Here is an 18,925-nt window from a genome sequence, read left to right on the forward strand (position 1 = left end):
CTGCCTTGCTCGACCGGTATCCATGACAATCCTGCGCACCTTTTTAGCCACTGCCCTGCTGGGCCTGACCCTTTGTGTCGGCAGCGTCTACGCCGCCGACCCGCCCAGCGCCGATGCCATCCAGCAAAGCCTGGACAAACTGCCCGACCGCAAACTGCCCGACGCCGACATGAAGGCGCTGCAGGCGATCCTGCAACAGACCCTGACCTATCTGGGCAACAAGCAGGATTACGAGCAGCGCCTGGCCGACCTCAAGCGCCAGCTCGAAGATGCACCGCGCCAGACCAGCGATAACCAGCGCGACCTGACCCGGCTCAAGGCCACCAAGATCATCCCCGTGGCCCAACGCTACGCCAGCCTGCCGGTGCCGCAGCTTGAGCAATTGCTGGTGCAGCGCAGCACCCAGCAAGGCGATCTGCAAAAAGAACTGGCCGACGCCAACAGCCTGACCATCGCCGCCCAGACCCGCCCCGAGCGCGCCCAGACCGAAATCAGCAGCAGCCAGACGCGTATCCTGCAGATCAACTCGATCCTCAAGGCCGGCAAGGACAATGGCAAAACCCTCAGCGGCGACCAACGCAACCAGCTGAACGCAGAACTCGCCGCCCTGAATGCGCTGATCCCCCTGCGTCGCCAGGAGTTGGCCGGCAACAGCCAGTTGCAAGACCTGGGCAACAGCCAGCACGACCTGGTGGTGGAAAAGACCGCGCGCCTGGAGCAGGAGATCCAGGACCTGCAAACCCTGATCAACCAGAAACGCCTGGCCCAGTCCCAGCAAACCGTTACCCAGCAATCGATCGAAGCGCAGAAGGCCGGCGGTAGCAGCCTCTTGGCCACGGAAAGCGCGGCCAACCTGAAGCTGTCCGACTACCTGCTCAAAAGCACCGACCGCCTCAACGACCTGACCCAGAAAAACCTGCAGACCAAGCAGCAACTGGACACCGTGACCCAGAGCGACTCGGCTCTGGACGAGCAGATCAATGTGCTCAAGGGCAGCCTGCTGCTCTCCAAGATTCTCTACAAACAGAAACAGGCCCTGCCGCGCCTGACCGTGGACCGCGACCTGGCGGACGACATCGCCAACATTCGCCTGTACCAGTTCGAGGTCAACCAGCAGCGCGAGCTGATCAGCTCGCCCAGCACGTATGTGGATAACTTGCTGGCCAACCAGCCACCCGCCGACGTCACGCCCCAACTGCGGCGTACCCTGCTGGAGCTGGCGATTACCCGCAGCGACCTGCTGGAACGCCTGAGCCGCGAGCTGAGCGCGCTGCTGAACGAATCCATCACCCTGCAACTGAACCAGAAACAACTGCTGAGTACCGCTACCACCCTGCGCGCGACCCTCGATGAGCAAATGTTCTGGATCCCCAGCAACAAGCCGCTGGACACCGAGTGGCTGGAAACCGTACCGGCGCACCTGAGCAAACAGGTCACCACCCTGCCCTGGGCCTCCAGCGTCAGCGAGTTGTACGACGGCCTGACCCAGCGCCCGCTGCTGTTTCTGCCATTGCTGTTGTTGATCGGCGCGCTGCTGTGGCGACGCAAAGCCCTGTACCAGCGGCTGAACAAGGTCCACCAGGACATCGGCCACTTCAAGCGTGACAGCCAGTGGCACACGCCCCAGGCGATCCTGGTGAATATCTTGCTGGCGATGCCGGTGGCCCTGGGCCTGGCGCTGTGCGGCTACGCGCTGCAGATCGACGCCCGTGGGCAAAACGCAAACCTGGGCGCGGCGTTGCTGCAGATCGCCCAGGCCTGGCTGGTGTTCTACACCGCCTACCGCATCCTCGCGCCGGGCGGCGTGGCCGAGTTGCATTTCCGCTGGGAAAAACCCCAGGTCGAATTCCTCCAGGGCTGGGTGCGCAAGCTCGGCCTGGTGGTGCTGGCCCTGGTGGCCGTGGTGGCGATTGCCGAGCATCAACCGGCGGCCTTGGCCGACGACGTGCTGGGCATCGGCGTGGTTCTGACCTGCTACGCCCTGATGGCCTGGCTGCTGAGTCGCCTGCTGCTCAACAGCCCGACCCATGAAAAAGCCTCACTGTTCCGCAAGGCCGTGGGCCTGGTGTTTACCGCGTTACCCATCGCGCTGTTTATCGCCGTGTGCTTCGGCTACTACTACACCGCGCTCAAGCTCAGCGACCGGTTGATCAACACCCTGTACCTGCTGATGTTCTGGCTGGTGATCGAAGCCACTTTCGTCCGTGGCCTGGGGGTTGCCGCACGGCGCCTGGCCTATGCGCGGGCCCTGGCAAAACGCCAGGCCGCCAAGGAAGCCGGTGACGGCGAAGCGGTGATTGAAGAGCCGACTCTGGACATCGAACAGGTCAACGAACAGTCCATGCGCCTGATTCGCCTGGCCTTGCTCGGCGGCTTTATCGCGGCGTTGTACTGGGTGTGGTCGGACCTGATCTCGGTGTTCTCCTACCTCGACAACGTAACCCTCTACGAATACACCAGCGGCACCGGCGCCAATATCAGCATGGTGCCGATCAGCATCGGCGACCTGCTCGGCGCCTCGATCATCGTCGGCATCACCTTCGCCCTGGCGCGCAACCTGCCGGGTTTGCTGGAAGTACTGGTGTTGTCCAAGCTGGACCTGGCCCAAGGCAGCGCCTACGCGACCACCACCTTGCTGTCCTACGTGATTGCCGGCGTCGGTTTCGTGTCCACCCTGTCGACCCTCGGCGTGAGCTGGGACAAGTTGCAATGGCTGGTGGCCGCGCTGTCGGTGGGGTTGGGCTTCGGGATGCAGGAGATCTTCGCCAACTTCATCTCCGGCATCATGATCCTGTTCGAGCGCCCGGTGCGCATCGGCGACACCATCACCATCGGCAACCTGTCGGGCACGGTGAGCAAGATCCGCATCCGCGCCACAACGATTACCGACTTCGATCGCAAGGACATCATTGTCCCGAACAAGACGTTTATCACCGGGCAACTGATCAACTGGTCGCTGACCGACACCATCACCCGCGTGACCTTGAAGCTGGGCGTGGACTACGGCTCCGATCTGGATCTGGTGAAGGAACTGTTACTCAAGGCCGCCAGGGAAAACCCGCGCGTGCTGAAAGAACCGGAACCCCACGTGTACTTCCTCAACTTCGGCGAAAGCACCCTCGACCACGAACTGCGCATGCACGTGCGTGACTTGGGTGACCGCAACCCGGTGCTCGACGAGGTCAACCGCTACATCAACCGTGAATTCAAGAAGCAGCACATCAACATCTCGTTCCGGCAGATGGAGGTGTACCTGAAAAACATGCACGGTCAGGAGTACAAACTGGTGCCGGTCGAGGATGATCGCAAGACCATCGCCAGCCCGGCCACAGAGCAGGACGCCCCCGAGCCGCCCCCCGGCAAAGTCGACGACGCGCCGGAACCGCCGCCCAGCAAACTCGACTAAACGCCCTATCCCCAGCAGAATGCTCGGACATTCTGCTGGAGATGGCCGGTGAAAGCCCTCGACGAACTGACCTTCGACAACCGCTTCGCACGCCTGGGCGACGCGTTTTCAACCCACGTACTGCCCGAGCCCCTCGACGCGCCGCGCCTTGTGGTGGCGAGCGACGCCGCCATGGCTTTGCTCGACCTCGACCCGGCGGTGGCTGAAACGCCGGTGTTCGCCGAGCTGTTTGGCGGCCACAAGCTGTGGGCTGAAGCGGAGCCACGGGCGATGGTCTATTCCGGGCACCAGTTCGGCGGCTACACCCCGCAATTGGGCGATGGCCGTGGGCTGCTGCTGGGCGAGGTGTATGACCAGGCCGGCGCGCACTGGGACCTGCACCTCAAGGGCGCCGGCATGACGCCCTACTCGCGCATGGGCGATGGCCGCGCGGTGCTGCGCTCCTCGATCCGTGAGTTTCTCGCCTCCGAAGCCCTGCATGCATTAGGCATTCCCAGCAGCCGCGCACTCTGTGTGATCGGCTCCGACACGCCGGTATGGCGTGAAAAGCAGGAGCGCGGCGCCATGGTGCTGCGCCTGGCGCCCAGCCATATCCGCTTCGGGCATTTCGAATACTTCTACTACACCAAAAAGCCCGAGCAGCAGGCGGAGCTGGCCGAGCACGTTTTGAATCTGCACTACCCCGAGTGCCGCGAACAGCCCGAGCCCTACCTGGCGATGTTCCGCGAAATCGTCGAGCGCAACGCCGAGATGATCGCCAAATGGCAGGCCTATGGCTTTTGCCACGGCGTGATGAACACCGACAACATGTCGATCCTGGGCATCACCTTCGACTTCGGGCCGTTTGCGTTTCTGGATGACTTCGACGCGCACTTCATCTGCAACCATTCCGATCACGAAGGGCGTTACTCCTTCAGCAACCAGGTGCCGATTGGCCAGTGGAACCTGAGCGCGCTGGCGCAGGCGCTCACGCCGTTTATCAGCGTCGATGCCTTGAAGGAAGCCTTGGGCCTGTACCTGCCGCTCTACCAGGCCCATTACCTGGACCTGATGCGCCGCCGCCTGGGCCTCACCACAGCCGAAGACGACGACCAGGCGCTGGTGGAGCGCCTGCTCAAACTGATGCAGAACAGCGGCGTGGATTACACCTTGTTCTTCCGTCGCTTGGGGGATGAGTCGGCCGCGCTGGCCGTGGCGCGGTTGCGCGATGACTTTGTCGACCTGGCCGGGTTTGATGCCTGGGCCGAGGCTTATAAGGCCCGCGTCGCCCGAGACGGCGATAGCACCGAGGCAGAGCGCCGCGAACGCATGCACGCGGTAAACCCGCTGTACCTGCTGCGTAACTATCTGGCACAAAACGCCATCGCCGCCGCCGAGTCAGGCGACTACAGCGAAGTGCGGCGCTTGCACGAAGTGCTGTCCAAACCGTTTGAAGAGCAAGCAGGGATGGAGCAGTACGCACAGCGGCCGCCGGATTGGGGCAAGCATTTGGAGATCAGTTGCTCGTCGTAAGGAGACGCACCCATGAAGTGTTCTGACATCCCGGCCGCGCTATTACGCGGCCCGCGCCTGCACCTGGCGGCGCCCGCACTTGAACGAGTCGAGGACATGCATCGCCTGATCCTCGCGTTCAGCCGGCCCCACAGCGAATTCCTGGTGTGGGCCAATGGCAACCCGCGCCTGGAAGATGCCCGCGCCAATATGCAAACGGCTGTGGATAACTTCAGCGCTGACCAGAACGAATACAAGTTCCTGATTATCGAAAACAGCAGCGACGCGCTGGTCGGCTGCATCAGCCTGTTTATCCGCGACATAAGCATCCCGCATCTGGAACTCGGCTATTGGGTCGGCAGCGACAGCATGGGCAAAGGCTACGCCAGCGAAGCCTGCGCCCTGGTTCGCGACATTGCCGCGGAGTACTTCCACGCCAAGCGCATCGAACTCACCACCGCCGGGCGCAACCTGGGCAGCATCAAAGTGGCAGAACGCTGCGGGTTTGAACGCGAGGCCATGCTGGCCAAAGCGCGGCGCGATAAAGCCGGGGTGCTCGATGATACCTGTGTGTATGTGTTCACCGGCGCCGCGCCTAAATAAAGGTTTCCACCGACACCCCAAAACGCTCAGCCAACCAACGGATTTGCCGCACGTTAAGCTGGCGTTTTCCGCTCAGCACCTCGGAAACCACCGACTGGGCGCCCACGCCCGGAAGGTCGCTTTGGGTGAGGTTGTGCTCACGCATCATGTAGCGCAGCGTATCGACGCCACTGGCGACGGGCATTGGACGATGCTCATGGTCGTAGGCTTCGATCCAGTCGCTGAGGATGTCCACCAGGCTCATCAGCGGGCTGTTCTCATCTTCACCGACCAGGCTCATTAACGCGTCCAGCCCCCACACCAGGGCATCGTAGTCTGCCTCGTTTTCTGGTTTGCGCAGCACGGGCGCAACAAATTGCCAATGCTCTGCCGCCGTTCGCATAAGCGCGCTCATCTTGATTTTTCCTTCCATTTGTCTTTCTCATAATCGCGATGATCAAGCACATGCTTGATGTAAACGCGCTGCAGCTGATACAGCACGCAAGCAATCAATCTCAGCTTGTTACCCCCGATATCAAACACATGAAATTCTCCGACCTTATCCGTGGCGGGGAACATGGTTTTCATCGCCGCAAAGTCTTCGGGGGCGTTGCGCTTGATCACGCGGTACCACTGATCCAATGCCGTTGCGCAGCGCGGCCACTTTTCCTTTGCTTCCCAAATCTTTTTTTCACTGATGACTCGCATGCAACATCCTTATCGCATCTTGCTATGAAGGGTAGGCCTGAATTCTGAATATCGCAATTTGCTATAGACGCAAACAGACGGATGGCGCAAAAGAGAACAGGCTCTAACAGCCTAGATAGAGGGGCCGACATCAGCTTGAGCAAACTGTGAGCGGATGCGTCCTGTGCTCACCTCCTTGATAAACAAGAGGCCTGACTCCAAATACAGTCCATTGGCCATACCCAGGAGTCCTCCAATGTCCGAACCTCTTGTAATACCCTGCCCCCATTGCAACGGCCTCAACCGCATCCCCGGCGAACGCCTGGCTGATGCGCCAAAATGCGGGCGCTGCAAGCAGCCCGTGTTGCTGAACAAGCCGTTTGAGTTGAAACAAGCCGACTACGCCAGCCAGATCAAGGGCGATTTGCCGTTGCTGGTGGACGTGTGGGCCGAGTGGTGCGGGCCGTGCAAGTCGTTTGCGCCGGTGTTCGAGCAAGCGGCCGGGCAGCTGGAGGGCAAGTGCCGGCTGGCCAAGCTGGACAGTGAGGCTAACCAGCAGTTGTCGGCGCAGCTGGGGATTCGTTCGATTCCCAGCTTGATTCTGTTCAAGAACGGCCGCGAAGTGGCGCGCCAGAGTGGGGCGTTTCCCTTGCCACAGTTGATGAGCTGGTTGCGTAGCCAAGGGATCTAACCCGACCTCAAGAACACTGCGGTTTAAATGTGGGAGGGGGCTTGCCCCCGATAGCAGTGGGTCAGTCAGCCTATCTGGTACTGATACACCGCCATCGGGGGCAAGCCCCCTCCCACATTGGATCTCTTTAACGCCTGAGATCAGCCGTTTTCCAGCAGGTTATGCAACTCCACAAACTGCAACGTCAGCTTGTGCCGCGGGTCCAGGTGGATCAGCGGTTTGCTCTCCTGGTGCGACTCGCGCATGCGCACGGAGCTGGCCAGGTACACCGGCAGCACCGGCAAGCCTTCGGCGATCAACTCATCGAGCATCTGCTGCGGCAGGCTGGCGCGGGCCTGGAACTGGTTGACCACAATGCCTTCCACTTCGAGGCCTTCGTTGTGGTCGTCCTTCAATTCTTCGATTTCACGCAGCAGGCCATACAGCGCCTGGCGCGAGAAGCTGTCGCAGTCGAAGGGGATCAGTACACGATCAGCGGCGATCAGCGCTGAAACCGCATAAAAATTCAAGGCTGGCGGCGTATCCAGGTAAATCCGGTCGTAATCTTCGCTCAACTCATCCAGCAGCTTTCGCAGCTTGTTGATCTTGTGCTTGGCCTCAAGCTTGGGCTGCAGGTCGGCCAACTCGGCGGTGGCGGTGATCACATGCAGGTTGTCGAACGGAGTTTCGTAGATATCTACCTGGTTTTTCTTGGAAAACGGCCCGGAAGACAGGGTTTGCTTGAAAAAATCCGCGATCCCCATGGGGATGTCGTCGCCCGTCAGCCCAGTCAGGTACTGGGTTGAGTTGGCTTGTGCATCGAGGTCCACCAACAGGGTCCGATAGCCTTCGCTGGCGCTGACCGCCGCCAGGTTGCAGGCAATGCTGGACTTGCCAACGCCGCCCTTCTGATTGAACACCACACGCCGCATGGAAAAACCTCCGTGTATCAATGAATGTCCGAGTGTAGAGGGCAAAAGCGCCTGTTAGCTACCTCGTTCATCGATGCACTACTGCATCAACGACCAGTCACGTACGGGTGAATAGGAACAGTCCCACAACCCAACCAGAGCCCGGGTAAAGGACAATCTGTAAATCTTTTCCAGCAAATTGTATTTAGCCATGCACATTTCTTTACCAAAGTTTGCTAGAACCCCACAGCACCGGGATAATGCGCGCCATTCGGCTATTGCTCCCTGTCCCGGTATTCGGGGCCAAAAGCCGCACATGGAAGCCCGCAGGGGCGGGATACTTTCTCAGTGATCACTTTCAACATCGCCCAATGGCGTGCCTGGGGCCCTGGCCTCGAGAGCGCGGACGACTGGCACGCCTGGTGCCGGAACCCGGTGTTGCTGCCCGCCAGCGAAGCGGCCCCCGATGTGTCCTTCCTGCCGGCCATGCAACGCCGCCGCCTGAGCCGCCTGGCGCGCATGGCGTTCAGCGTCGGCTGGCCGCTGGCCGAGGGTCTGCAGGATCTGCCGCTGGTGTTTGTGTCGCGCCACGGCGAAACCCCGCGCACCCTCGATATCCTCAGTGACCTGGCCAATGAACAGCCGCTGTCGCCAACCCAGTTCAGCCTGTCGGTGCATAACGCGGTGATTGGCCTGTGGTCGATCCTGCGCAATGAAACCAGCGAAATGACCGCCCTCGCCGCCGCCGGCGATGGCCTGGAACACGGCATGCTCGAAGCCGCCGCGCTGCTCAACGAAGGCGCCCCGGCTGTGTTGCTAGTGATTACCGAGGAACAGCCACCGCAAGCCTATGCCGGCTGGATCCACGACGTGCCGTTCCCCTATGCCCTCGGCCTGCTGCTGACGCCGGGCGACGAATGGCAACTGGAACTGAGTACCGGCACTGTCCAACCCACTCAAACCCAGTGGCCCCACGCCCTGACCCTGCTGCGCACCCTGCTCACCGAACAGGTCGCCTGCCAACATGCCTGGAAGAACCGCGTATGGAACTGGCAACGCAAGCCCTGACCACCAAGCCACGAGACGCCTACTACTGGCGCCTGTTCGCCACCGCCGCCAGCTTCGCGCTGTTCGGCTTCGGTGGGCTGTGCCTGCGTTTGCTGGTATTTCCGCTGCTCAGTTGCTTGCCCGGAGACGCGGCCAACCACCGGCGCCGTGCCCGCCACACCATCAGTTGGTTGTTCTGGTTCTTTATCCGCCTGATGCAAAAAGCCGGCGTGCTGACCTACAGCGTCGAAGGCGCCGACAAACTCGGGCGCCCCGGCCAGATGATCATCGCCAACCATCCGTCGCTGATCGACGTGGTGTTTCTGATCGGCCTGGTGCGCCAGGCCAACTGCGTGGTCAAGCAAAGCTTGTGGCAGAACCCCTTCACGCGCGGCCCGGTGCGCGACGCGGGCTACATCAGCAACGACGGCAGCGCCGAAATGCTCGATGCCGCCGCCGATGCGTTGAAAAGCGGCCAGACCCTGATCATCTTTCCCGAAGGCACCCGCACCACACCCGGCGCGGCGCCTGCCTTTCATCGCGGGGGCGCCGCCATTGCGCTGCGCGGTGCGACAATCATCACCCCCGTGGTGATCAAGGTCAGCCCCACCACGCTGACCAAGGCCGAACCCTGGTATCGCATCCCTAAATGCCGCGTGCACTTCAGTTTGCGCGTGGGTGCCGATATAGAACCACAGGCGTTCGCTGCAATGGGGCCCGCGCCCCAGGCCTCACGCAAGCTCAACGATTACCTGCACCACTATTTTATTAAGGAGCTCGCCGAAGATGAGCGACCAACACCGCCTTGAGCACGACATAAAGACGCTGATCATCGAGGCCCTGGGCCTGGAAGACATCAGCGCCGACGACATCGGCAGCGAGCAAACCCTGTTCGGCGAAGGCCTCGGCCTGGATTCGGTAGACGCCCTGGAATTGGGCCTGGCGATCCAGAAAAAGTACGGCATCAAAATCGATGCCGACGCCAAGGACACCCGCAATCACTTCACCAACGTGGCGAGCCTTGCGGCCTTCGTCACGGCCAGACAGGCAGCTTGAGACCGGACCATGCAAACTCGTGACGATATTTTCAACACCCTGCGCGATGCCTTGGTGGAACTGTTTGAACTGCCGCCGGAGCGCGTCACCCTTGACGCCAACCTGTACCAGGACCTGGAAATCGACAGCATCGATGCCGTCGACCTGATCGACCATATCAAGCGCCAGACCGGCAAGAAGATCGCCGCCGAAGAGTTCAAGGCGGTGCGCACCGTCAACGACGTGGTTGAGGCGGTGTACCGTCTGGTCACGCCTGTCGCATGAGCCGGCTGATCGGCCTCGGCCTGTTGCTGGCGGGGCTGCTGTACCCCTTTGCGGTGTATTACGGCACCGAGCACTTTGCGCCCTGGCAATTCGGCTTGTTGCTGGGCAGCCTGTGGCTGTTGCGCGCGCTCACCGGCGCACGGCGCCCCGGCAGTCGCTGGATGGCGCTGGCGGTGATCGTGTTTTGCCTGTTGCTGGCCTGGTTCGACAACCCGCACTTGCTGCGCTGGTACCCGAGCCTCGTCAGTGCGTTCATGCTGTCGCTGTTTGGCTTGAGCCTCAAATATGGCCCGCCGATGGTCGAGCGCCTGGCGCGCATGACCGACCCGGTGCTGCCACCGCACGCGATTGTGTACACGCGCCAGGTCACCGTGGTGTGGAGTGTGTTTTTTCTGTGTAATGGCCTGCTCGCCGCCGCCCTCACCCTGTGGGCGCCGCTGAGTTGGTGGACGTTGTACAACGGCCTGATCGCCTACGGGCTGATGGGGCTGTTGTTTGCCGTGGAATGGCTGGTACGACAAAGGGTTCGAGGCCGCGTATGAATGGGTTGAAACTTGAGCACTTGCTGCTTGAGCCGCTGGAACAGCGTCGGGTTACCACCGACCCTGCCATGAATCACGCCCAACTGTGGGCACACTCCCTGAGCCTGGCTGCAGGCCTGCAAGCGCGTGGCATCCGGCGCGTGGCCGTGCACCTGGAAGACGCCGGTTTGCTGGCGATTGCCCTGCTGGGCGCCTGGCGGGCCGGGGTCGGCGTGTTGCTGCCCGCCGACCTGCAACCCCAGACCCGCCAGCGCTGGAACGAGTCTGTCGACGCCTGGCTGGTAGACGCCGCCGATCTCGACGCGTTGTACCAAAAGCCCTTGAGCCCTGCCGCCCTGGACCTCGACGCCTGCCAACTGAGCCTGTGCACCTCCGGCTCCAGCGGCGAGCCCAAGCGCATCGACAAGACCCTGCGCCAACTGGCCAACGAAGTCGAGGCGCTGGAAGCCCTATGGGGCGCCGACCTCAAAGACGCCTGCATCATCGGCAGCGTCGCCACCCAGCACATCTACGGTTTGCTGTTTCGCGTGTTGTGGCCGTTGTGCGCCGGTCGCACCTTTGTGCGCAAACAACTGGCGTTCCCCGAAGACCTGCAGCGCGCCAGCCGCGAGCACGCGCAGTTCGCCTGGGTGGCGAGCCCGGCGCTGCTCAAGCGCATGGGCGATAACCTCGACTGGCCCGCGCTGAGCCAGGTATCACGGGTGTTCTCCTCCGGCGGCGCCTTGCCGGTGGAAGCCGCTGGCGGCCTGTACGAGCGCTTGCAACAGTGGCCGACCGAGATCCTAGGCAGCTCGGAAACCGGCGGTATCGCCTGGCGCCAAGGCGCGCAACCCTGGCAGCCGTTCCCCGACGTGCAATTGAGCCAGGACGCCGACGGTGCCTTGCGCATTGCTTCGCCGTACCTGCCCGCCGGGCATATCGAACAGACCGCCGACGCGGCGCGCATCCACGCCGACGGCCGCTTCGAGCTGCTCGGGCGCCTGGACCGCATCGTCAAGCTGGAAGAAAAACGCATCTCCCTGCCCATGCTAGAGCAGGCGCTGATGGCCCACCCGTGGGTCGCTGAGACGCGCCTGGGTGTGGTGCAGGAAAACCGCGCCTCCCTCGGCGCCCTGGTGGTACTCAGCGCCGAAGGCCTGCATGCCCTGCGCAACCAGGGCCGGCGCAGCCTCACCCAAACCCTGCGCCAGCACCTGAGCCAACATTGCGAAGCCCTGGCGCTACCGCGTCGCTGGCGTGTGCTGCGCCAGCTGCCGCTGAACAGCCAGGGCAAGCTGCCCCAGGCTGACGTCGAAGCCCTGCTGCTGGCGCCACGGCCGAAAGCGCCGGAGGTGCTGGAGCAGGTCGAAGCCAATGGCGAATGGACCTTGCAACTGAGTGTGCCGCCAGACCTGGCGTATTTCAGCGGGCATTTTCCGGTCACCCCCGTGCTGCCTGGCGTGGTGCAGGTGGAGTGGGCGTTCAACCTCGGCCAGCAACTGCTGGACTTGCCGAGCACCTTCGCCGGCATGGAAGTACTCAAGTTCCAGCAACTGGTGCGCCCCGGCGATGCGATCGAACTGCACCTGCGCTTCGACGCGGAGCGCGGCAAGCTGTATTTCGCCTATCGCAATGGCGTCGCGGCCTGTTCCAGTGGCCGGATTCAGCTGGAAACCGCCCATGTATAACCCCTGCGCCCTGATCCCCGTCTACAACCACGAAGCCGCCGTGCCCGCCGTGGTCAGCAGCCTGTTGAACAGCGGCCTGCCGTGCCTGTTGGTCGACGACGGCAGCAGCCCGGCGTGCGCAGCCGTGCTGGCGCAGTTGGCCACACTGGAAAACGTCACCCTGCTGACCTTGCCCAACAACCAGGGCAAAGGCGGCGCCGTCATGGCCGGTTTCCGCGAAGCGGCGCGCCTGGGCTACACCCACGCCCTGCAAGTCGACGCCGACGGCCAGCACGACCTGCGTGAAGTCGAGACCTTTATCGACACCTCGCGCAGGCACCCCAACGCAATCATCTGCGGCTACCCCGAATACGACGACAGCGTGCCCAAGGGCCGCCTGTACGCGCGCTACCTGACCCACGTGTGGGTGTGGATCAACACGCTGTCGCTGCAGATTCGCGACTCGATGTGCGGCTTTCGCGTGTACCCGCTGGCACCGGTGCTGGCGCTGATGGACTCGGCCTATATCGGCACGCGCATGGATTTCGACTCCGACATCCTGGTGCGCCTGGCCTGGCGCAACCAGCCGATGCGCTGGCTGCCGACCCAGGTGCATTACCCGGCCGATGGCTTGTCGCACTTTCGTTTGTTCCGCGACAACGTGCGCATTAGTGCCATGCACACCCGGCTGTTTTTCGGCATGTTGGTGCGCGCGCCCATGATTTTGTGGCGACGGTGGCAGGCATGAGTGACAGCAGCAAACACTGGGCCGACCGCGAGGAGCGTGGCAGCTTCTGGTTGATGAAATTCACCGCCGTCGCCGCCAAGGTCCTCGGCCGCCGCCTGCTGAGCCCGCTGCTGTACGGCATCGTGTTGTACTTTTTCCTGTTCGGCCGCACCGCGCGCCAGAGCGCCTGGCAATACCAGCAACGCCTGGCCGACTGGAGCGGGCGCGACGAACTGCGCCCCACCCACCGCCGCGTCTTCGGCCAGTTCATGGCGTTTGCCGACGCCCTGCTCGACAAGCTCGACGTGTGGAACGGCAAGCTGCGCCTGGAACAGATCGAGATCAACGACCCGGCGCAACTGCGTGGGCAACTGCGCGGCGAACGCGGGCAGATGCTGGTGGGCGCGCACCTGGGCAACCTCGAAGTGTGCCGCGCGCTGGCCGAGATCGGCGAGCAAGTGACCATGAACGTGCTGGTGCACACCAAGCACGCCGAACGCTTCAACCGCCTGCTCGGCGAAGCCGGCGCGACGCATTTGCGCCTGATCCAGGTCAGCGAGCTGGACCCGGCCACCATGCTGCTGCTCAGCCAGCGCCTGGACGACGGCGAGTGGCTGGCGATTGCCGGCGACCGCGTGCCGCTGCATGGCGGGCGCACGGTGCGCGTGGATTTCCTCGGGCATGACGCCGCCTTCCCCCAAGGCCCATGGCTGCTGGCCGGCCTGCTCAAATGCCCGGTGAACCTGCTGATGTGCCTCAAGCACGACGGCCGCTACCGCCTGAGCATCGAGCCGTTCGCCGAATTGATCGAATGGAAGCGCAGCACCCGCGAGCCGGTCATCGCCCTGTGGACCGCGCGCTACGCCGCACGCCTGGGCCAGTTCTGCCTGGATGCGCCCCAACAATGGTTCAACTTTTATCCTTTCTGGAAGACCGATGACGACGCATCTTGAGCCGGTAACCTTTGGCGAACGCCCCCTGCGCATCGAAGACGTGCTGGCCCTGGCCAACCGTCAGACGCCTACCCAGCTGCAAGGCGACGCCGCCTATCGCCAGCGCATCGCCAAGGGCGCGCAATTCCTCGACTCGCTGCTGGACAAGGAAGGCGTGATCTACGGCGTTACCACCGGCTACGGCGATTCGTGCGTGGTGGCGGTGCCGTTGCAGCACGTCGAGGCGTTGCCGCGTCACCTGTACACCTTCCACGGCTGCGGCCTGGGCAAATTGCTCGACGCCCAAGCCACCCGCGCCGTGCTGGCCGCGCGCTTGCAGTCGCTGTGCCACGGCGTGTCCGGGGTGCGTGTGGAGCTGCTGGAGCGCCTGCACGCGTTCCTTGAACACGACGTGCTGCCGCTGATCCCGGAAGAAGGCTCGGTGGGCGCCAGCGGTGACCTGACGCCGCTGTCCTACGTGGCTGCGACCCTGTCCGGCGAGCGCGAAGTCATGTTTCGTGGCGAACGCCGCGACGCCGCCGATGTGCACCGCGAGCTGGGCTGGGACCCGCTGGTATTGCGCCCCAAAGAAGCCCTGGCGCTGATGAACGGCACCGCGGTGATGACTGGCCTCGCCTGCCTGGCCTTCGCCCGCGCCGACTACCTGCTGCAACTGGCCACGCGCATCACCGCGCTCAACGTGGTGGCGCTGCAAGGCAACCCGGAGCACTTCGACGAGCGCCTGTTCGCCGCCAAGCCGCACCCAGGGCAGATGCAAGTGGCCGCCTGGCTGCGCAAGGACCTGGCGATCGATGCACCAACGGCGCCGCTGCATCGCCTGCAAGACCGCTACTCGCTGCGCTGCGCGCCCCACGTGCTCGGTGTGTTGGCCGACAGCCTGAACTGGCTGCGTTCGTTTATCGAAATCGAGCTGAACAGCGCCAACGACAACCCGATCATCGACGCCGAGGAAGAGCGCGTACTGCACGGCGGGCACTTCTACGGCGGGCATATCGCCTTTGCCATGGACAGCCTCAAGACCCTGGTGGCCAACGTCGCCGACCTGCTCGACCGCCAGCTCGCGCTGCTGGTAGACGTGCGCTACAACCACGGCCTGCCGAGTAACTTGTCGGGCGCCCCGGCTGACCGCGCGATGATCAACCACGGCTTCAAGGCCGTGCAGATCGGCACCAGCGCCTGGACCGCCGAAGCGCTGAAAAACACCATGCCGGCCAGCGTGTTCTCGCGCTCCACCGAGTGCCACAACCAAGACAAAGTGAGCATGGGCACCATCGCCGCCCGTGATGCGATCCGCGTGCTGGAGCTGACCGAACAGGTCGCCGCCGCCACCCTGCTCGCCGCCAACCAGGGCGTGTGGCTGCGCGCCCAGGCCGACGACGCGCGCCCACTGCCTCCGGCATTGGCGGCCATGCACGCCGAACTGGCCGAGGACTTCCCGCCGGTGATCGAAGACCGCGCGCTGGAAGGCGAACTACGCCTGTGCCTCAAGCGCATCGCCGAGCAACGCTGGAGGCTGCATGCGTAGCCCCGGCGTGTTGCACTGCGACACCGAAATCCTCGTACCGTTTTTCGACGTCGACACCATGAACGTGGTGTGGCACGGGCACTACGTGAAGTACCTGGAAGTGGCGCGCTGCGCGCTGCTGGACAAGCTCGGCCACAACTACACGGCGATGCTCGAAGCCGGCTACGCCTGGCCGGTGATCGACATGCAACTGCGCTACGTGCGCGGCGCGGTGTTTGGCCAGACCATCAACGTGCGTGCCAGCCTGGTGGAATGGGAGAACCGCTTGAAGGTCAACTACCTGATCACCGACCTCGCCAGCGGCGAACGCCTGACCCGCGCCACCACCGTGCAAGTCGCCGTGGAAATCGCCAGCCGCGAGATGCAGCTGGCCTCCCCCAAGGTCTTCACCGACGCCGTAGAGAGAGCCCTGAAATGAGATCCCCTGTGGGAGGGGGCTTGCCCCCGATGGTCGTCAACGATAACGCGATCCGCCTGACACTGCGCTTCGCGAGCAAGCTCACTGCCACATTGATCGTGTTGTTGCTGAGCTTCAGCGCCCACGCCTTCGACCTGCAACAACTCAGTGACCAGCTTGCAAAGCCCTCAGTGATCCACGGCAGCTTCATCCAGGAAAAACACCTGCGCGCCCTGCCCCAGCCGCTGGTCAGCAAAGGCACCTTCGTGCTCGCCAAGGACCACGGCCTGCTGTGGCTGCTGAAAACCCCGCTGCAACAGGACTACCGCATCAGCGCGCAGGGCATCGCCCGGCGTGACGCCACGGGCTGGCAACTGCTGCCGAACAAGAGCGCCGGTGCCGAGCAGAATCGCCTGTTCCTCGCCGTGCTGCAGGGCGACAGCAGCGGCTTGCAACGCGACTTCGAGCTGCAACTGCAAGGCGAGGCCGCGCAATGGAAGCTCACGCTGATTCCGCGCTCGCTGTTGCTCAAACAGGTGTTCACCCAGATCAACATCGACGGTGGCGAGCTGGTGCAGAAAATCGAACTGCTGGAAACCCAGGGCGACAGCACCGTGCTGCGCATGCAGGACAGCACGGCCAGCCAAGCGCTGAGCGCAACGGAGCAACACGACTTTGCCCAGTGAGCGCCTGCTGCCTCGCCTGTTTCTGATCCTGCTGGTGGCCGTGCTAGCCCTGGCCGGCTGGCAATGGCGCCATGGCGCGCCGCTGTCGGCCAACCTGATGGAACTGGTGCCGGGCAACACCCCGGACGCCCTGGAGCTGCAAGCCGAGCAGCGCATGCAGGAGCCACTCAACCGCGAAATGCTGGTATTGGTCGGGCACACCGACCGCCAGCAAGCGGTGGCCGTGGCGCAACAACTGGGCGAGCGCTGGCAGGCCAGCGGCCTGTTTGAAAAGGTCCAGTGGAACCTGCAAGCCGACCTGCCGGCCCTGCGTGAACAACTGCTGCGCGGCCGCCTGGCGATGCTCTCGGCCAAGGACCGCGAGCAACTGATCGAGCAGCCCGACGCGTTTATCCAGCAACGCGTGCAAGCACTGTTCGACCCGTTTACCGGCTTCAGCCTGGTGCCGAGCCAGGACGACTGGCTGGGCCTCACCGGGCGTATCCAGAACAGCCAGCCGCAGCACGGCTCGGTGCAGCTGGATATCGGCAGCGGCGCGTTGATCGCCGACGCCGACGGCAAAAGCTGGGTGCTGCTGCGCGCGCGCACCACCGGCAATGCCTTCGACATGAAATTGCCGCTGCAAGTGGCGGACCTGCTCCAGGCCAGCCGCGCGCAAGCCAGTGAGCACGGCGCGCAATTGCTCGCCGCCAGCGGCCTGCTCTACGCCGCCAATGGCCAACAGCAGGCCACGCGAGAAATCACCTGGGTCGGCGGCGGCGCCACAGTCGGCATCCTGTTGCTGTTGTTGCTCGCATTCCGCCGCTGGCGCGTGCTGCTGGCGTTTGTGCCGGTGCTGGTGGGCATGCTGTTTGGCGCGGTGGCCTGTGTGGCGCTGTTTGGCCATATGCATGTGATGACCTTGGTACTGGGCTCCAGCCTGATCGGCGTGGCGGTGGATTACCCACTGCACTACCTGTCGAAAAGCTGGAGTATGAAACCCTGGCGCAGCTGGCCGGCGTTGCGCCTGACCCTGCCGGGGTTGAGCCTGAGCCTGGCCACCAGTTGCATCGGCTACCTGGCGCTGGCCTGGACGCCGTTCCCCGCCTTGACGCAAATCGCGGTGTTCTCCGCCGCAGGTCTGGTCGGCGCGTACCTGTCCGCCGTGTGCCTGTTGCCCGCGCTGCTCAAGGGCGTGGAACTGCGCCCGGCGCAATGGCCGCTGCGCATCGCCGAAGGCTTGTGGCAGATACGTGCGGCGCTGCTCAAGCGCGTGCCAAGCGTGGCGCTGCTGGCGCTGGTGCTGCTGTTTTGCGCCGGCGGCCTGTGGCAGCTGAACAGCAAAAACGATATCCGCCAATGGATCGGCGCCCCGCCGCAATTGCTGCAAGAGGCCCAGGCCGTGGCCCGCATCACCGGGTTCCAGCCCACCAGCCAGTTCTTCCTGGTGCGTGCCGACAACCAGCAGCAATTGCTCGAACGCCAGGCCGCATTGGCCCAGCGTCTGGATCAACTGGTGAACATGGACAAGCTGCAGGGCTACCTGGCGCTCAACCAACTGGTCAACCTGCCCGCCGAACAGCAACAACTGCGCGATGCGCTCAGCGCCCTGCCACGCCACTGGCAACCGCTGCTGGACCTCGGCGTGCCCGCCAGCGCCCTGCAAGCCGAAGTCGCGCAACTGCAGGCGCTGCCCACCGAAGACATCGACGCCGCGCTGATTGGCCCGCTGGCCGAACCCTGGCGCACGCTGTGGCTCGGCCCGGTAGACGGCGGCGTGGCGGCGATGGTCAGCCTGCAAGGCTTGAACAACCCGGCGCTGCTGCGCGTGCAGGCGCTGGATCTGCCCGGCGTGCAACTGGTGGATCGCCTCGGCGATTTGAACCGGGTGTTTGCCGACACGCAGATCAGCGCGGCCGAATTGAAGTTGATGTCGTGCGTGCTGATTGTGCTGTTGCTGATCCTGCCCTTCGGCTTCGGCGGTGCCTTGCGCATCGTCGCCCTGCCGCTGCTGGCCGCGCTGTGCAGCCTGGCCAGCCTCGGTTGGCTGGGCCAGCCGTTGACCCTGTTCAGCCTGTTCGGCCTGCTGCTGGTCACGGCCATCAGCGTCGACTATGCGATCTTGATGCGCGAGCAGATCGGCGGCCCTGCCGTCAGCCTGCTGGGAACCCTTCTGGCCGCGCTGACCACTTGGTTGTCGTTCGGCCTGCTGGCGGTGTCCAGCACCCCGGCGGTGAGTAATTTCGGTCTTTCGGTCAGCCTGGGCCTGGCGTTCAGCTTTATGCTGGCGCCCTGGGCCGGCCAACAGAAGCATGCCTTATGAATGTGATTATCGCCCTTGCGGCAAGGAGCCCTC

19 protein-coding genes are annotated in these 18,925 nt (G+C 63.5%); 16 read left to right on the forward strand and 3 right to left on the reverse strand.

Annotation, left to right across the window (positions count from 1 at the left end; all coding sequences use genetic code 11):
• The first annotated feature begins 22 nt into the window (after window positions 1-22).
• The 3 genes from mscK to AC0IYH_RS21975 are packed head-to-tail and all read left to right on the forward strand — an operon-like array spanning window position 23 to window position 5,500.
• Window positions 23-3,406 (forward strand): mechanosensitive channel MscK, encoded by a 3,384-nt coding sequence (gene mscK / locus AC0IYH_RS21965; RefSeq protein WP_471836166.1) that lies wholly within the window; start codon window positions 23-25, stop codon window positions 3,404-3,406.
• A gap of 48 nt (window positions 3,407-3,454) precedes the next feature.
• Window positions 3,455-4,918, forward strand: a complete 1,464-nt coding sequence (selO, locus tag AC0IYH_RS21970; protein WP_471836167.1) for a protein adenylyltransferase SelO — start codon at window positions 3,455-3,457, stop codon at window positions 4,916-4,918.
• 12 nt (window positions 4,919-4,930) lie between these two features.
• On the forward strand, window positions 4,931-5,500 hold the full coding sequence (locus AC0IYH_RS21975; RefSeq protein ID WP_471836168.1) for a GNAT family N-acetyltransferase: 570 nt from the start codon (window positions 4,931-4,933) through the stop codon (window positions 5,498-5,500).
• Here AC0IYH_RS21975 and AC0IYH_RS21980 read toward each other — a convergent pair.
• Window positions 5,493-5,894, reverse strand: coding sequence for a helix-turn-helix domain-containing protein (locus AC0IYH_RS21980; RefSeq protein ID WP_471836191.1), 402 nt, complete (start codon window positions 5,892-5,894; stop codon window positions 5,493-5,495). The genes AC0IYH_RS21975 and AC0IYH_RS21980 overlap by 8 nt on opposite strands.
• The gene (locus AC0IYH_RS21985; protein ID WP_116627419.1) at window positions 5,891-6,187 is read right to left on the reverse strand and encodes a type II toxin-antitoxin system HigB family toxin; all 297 of its coding nucleotides are present in this window, start codon (window positions 6,185-6,187) and stop codon (window positions 5,891-5,893) included. Before AC0IYH_RS21985 ends, AC0IYH_RS21980 begins: the two co-directional genes overlap by 4 nt.
• Before the next feature lie 235 nt (window positions 6,188-6,422).
• Between AC0IYH_RS21985 and trxC the strand changes: the two genes are divergently transcribed.
• Window positions 6,423-6,857: a thioredoxin TrxC gene (gene trxC / locus AC0IYH_RS21990; protein WP_116627420.1), complete on the forward strand. Its 435-nt coding sequence runs from the start codon at window positions 6,423-6,425 to the stop codon at window positions 6,855-6,857.
• Window positions 6,858-6,997: 140 nt separating this feature from the next.
• Here trxC and AC0IYH_RS21995 read toward each other — a convergent pair whose 3' ends face one another.
• Complete coding sequence (locus AC0IYH_RS21995; protein ID WP_116627421.1) at window positions 6,998-7,768, reverse strand: ParA family protein; 771 nt, start codon at window positions 7,766-7,768, stop codon at window positions 6,998-7,000.
• A gap of 327 nt (window positions 7,769-8,095) precedes the next feature.
• On the opposite strand from AC0IYH_RS21995, the gene AC0IYH_RS22000 reads away from it, so the two are divergent.
• From AC0IYH_RS22000 to AC0IYH_RS22055, 12 genes are read left to right on the forward strand one after another with little or no spacing between them, the layout of a single operon-like run.
• The gene (locus tag AC0IYH_RS22000) at window positions 8,096-8,815 is read left to right on the forward strand and encodes a beta-ketoacyl synthase chain length factor (protein WP_116627422.1); all 720 of its coding nucleotides are present in this window, start codon (window positions 8,096-8,098) and stop codon (window positions 8,813-8,815) included.
• A complete protein-coding gene (locus AC0IYH_RS22005) occupies window positions 8,791-9,603 on the forward strand; it encodes a lysophospholipid acyltransferase family protein (RefSeq protein ID WP_122774851.1) in 813 nt (270 codons plus the stop codon). Before AC0IYH_RS22000 ends, AC0IYH_RS22005 begins: the two co-directional genes overlap by 25 nt.
• Window positions 9,581-9,850 carry a phosphopantetheine-binding protein gene (locus AC0IYH_RS22010; protein ID WP_065899982.1) on the forward strand — a complete coding sequence of 90 codons (270 nt, stop codon included), beginning with the start codon at window positions 9,581-9,583 and terminating at the stop codon, window positions 9,848-9,850. The genes AC0IYH_RS22005 and AC0IYH_RS22010 overlap by 23 nt, the downstream gene beginning before the upstream one ends.
• Window positions 9,851-9,859: 9 nt before the next feature.
• Entirely contained in the window at window positions 9,860-10,114 is a 255-nt protein-coding gene (locus AC0IYH_RS22015) for an acyl carrier protein (protein WP_116627424.1), read from the forward strand.
• Window positions 10,111-10,656 carry a COG4648 family protein gene (locus tag AC0IYH_RS22020; RefSeq protein ID WP_101265752.1) on the forward strand — a complete coding sequence of 182 codons (546 nt, stop codon included), beginning with the start codon at window positions 10,111-10,113 and terminating at the stop codon, window positions 10,654-10,656. The genes AC0IYH_RS22015 and AC0IYH_RS22020 overlap by 4 nt, the downstream gene beginning before the upstream one ends.
• Window positions 10,653-12,323, forward strand: coding sequence for an ApeI family dehydratase (locus AC0IYH_RS22025; RefSeq protein ID WP_471836170.1), 1,671 nt, complete (start codon window positions 10,653-10,655; stop codon window positions 12,321-12,323). The genes AC0IYH_RS22020 and AC0IYH_RS22025 overlap by 4 nt, the downstream gene beginning before the upstream one ends.
• Complete coding sequence (locus AC0IYH_RS22030; RefSeq protein WP_122774853.1) at window positions 12,316-13,050, forward strand: glycosyltransferase family 2 protein; 735 nt, start codon at window positions 12,316-12,318, stop codon at window positions 13,048-13,050. The genes AC0IYH_RS22025 and AC0IYH_RS22030 overlap by 8 nt, the downstream gene beginning before the upstream one ends.
• Window positions 13,047-13,982, forward strand: a complete 936-nt coding sequence (locus tag AC0IYH_RS22035; protein ID WP_471836171.1) for an LpxL/LpxP family acyltransferase — start codon at window positions 13,047-13,049, stop codon at window positions 13,980-13,982. The genes AC0IYH_RS22030 and AC0IYH_RS22035 overlap by 4 nt, the downstream gene beginning before the upstream one ends.
• The gene (locus tag AC0IYH_RS22040; protein WP_471836173.1) at window positions 13,966-15,507 is read left to right on the forward strand and encodes an HAL/PAL/TAL family ammonia-lyase; all 1,542 of its coding nucleotides are present in this window, start codon (window positions 13,966-13,968) and stop codon (window positions 15,505-15,507) included. Before AC0IYH_RS22035 ends, AC0IYH_RS22040 begins: the two co-directional genes overlap by 17 nt.
• Window positions 15,500-15,925 carry an acyl-CoA thioesterase gene (locus tag AC0IYH_RS22045; protein ID WP_101265742.1) on the forward strand — a complete coding sequence of 142 codons (426 nt, stop codon included), beginning with the start codon at window positions 15,500-15,502 and terminating at the stop codon, window positions 15,923-15,925. Before AC0IYH_RS22040 ends, AC0IYH_RS22045 begins: the two co-directional genes overlap by 8 nt.
• A 29-nt stretch (window positions 15,926-15,954) precedes the next feature.
• The gene (locus tag AC0IYH_RS22050; RefSeq protein WP_471836175.1) at window positions 15,955-16,590 is read left to right on the forward strand and encodes an outer membrane lipoprotein carrier protein LolA; all 636 of its coding nucleotides are present in this window, start codon (window positions 15,955-15,957) and stop codon (window positions 16,588-16,590) included.
• On the forward strand, window positions 16,580-18,892 hold the full coding sequence (locus tag AC0IYH_RS22055) for an MMPL family transporter (RefSeq protein WP_471836176.1): 2,313 nt from the start codon (window positions 16,580-16,582) through the stop codon (window positions 18,890-18,892). Before AC0IYH_RS22050 ends, AC0IYH_RS22055 begins: the two co-directional genes overlap by 11 nt.
• Window positions 18,893-18,925: the final 33 nt, after the last annotated feature.

It is taken from the genome of Pseudomonas sp. AC463 (genome assembly GCF_979253585.1).